Genomic DNA, 718 nt, shown 5'->3' on the forward strand with positions numbered 1-718 from the left:
GGTTAATAGAAGATATTGCACAAACTATAAAAGATAATTATTCAAGCAGTTTTTATAGAGGTATTAATATCGTATTTGATCTTCTTAATTATGGTTATATATTTTTTTCTTTTGGTGCTTTTTTAATGTCTTATGCTATTTATGATATTTTAGATAAACCGGTTAATAGAAGATATTGCACAAACTATAAAAGATAATTATTCAAGCAGTTTTTATAGAGGTATTAATAAAGTATTTGATCTTCTTAATTATGGTTATATATTTTTTTCTTTTGGTGCTTTTTTAATGTCTTATGCTATTTATGATATTTTAAATAAACCCTTTCAATATAGAATAGGGGTGATAGTKGCATTATATTATTTATTTATGAGTTTGGGKAATGGATACAGCAATTATACTATTAAAATCAGCGACAAAAGACGATACCTTTTTTATCAAAAATATAAACCAGCATTTTTAACTATTATTGTTGTAAGTGCATTGATTATGTTTTATCTTGCATATAATGTTGATATTGGTATATTAATGCTTACAATATTATCTACGCTTTTAGGAACTGCATACAATATTAGCTTTGAAAAAAATGAYAGATTTAATCACTCTTTCTTCTTTAGATTATTTAAAAAATTAGTTCCATTTAAAGCTATAATTATATCTATTGCAGTTACAACGCTTTTAAATGGTTCTATACTGCTTCTTAATAGAAACATATTAAAAG

1 protein-coding gene and 1 pseudogene are annotated in these 718 nt (G+C 23.6%); both read left to right on the plus strand.

From position 1 onward, the window contains the following. The coding region (locus GQX97_RS13200) for a hypothetical protein (RefSeq protein ID WP_157152292.1) at positions 1 to 197 on the plus strand (197 nt) is incomplete at its 5' end. Between the two features lie 88 nt (positions 198 to 285). After that, positions 286 to 718 (plus strand): annotated as a pseudogene (locus GQX97_RS13205) (4-hydroxy-3-methylbut-2-enyl diphosphate reductase); the annotation flags it as partial.

This window comes from Brachyspira sp. SAP_772, assembly GCF_009755885.1.
Taxonomy (GTDB): Bacteria; Spirochaetota; Brachyspiria; order Brachyspirales; family Brachyspiraceae; genus Brachyspira.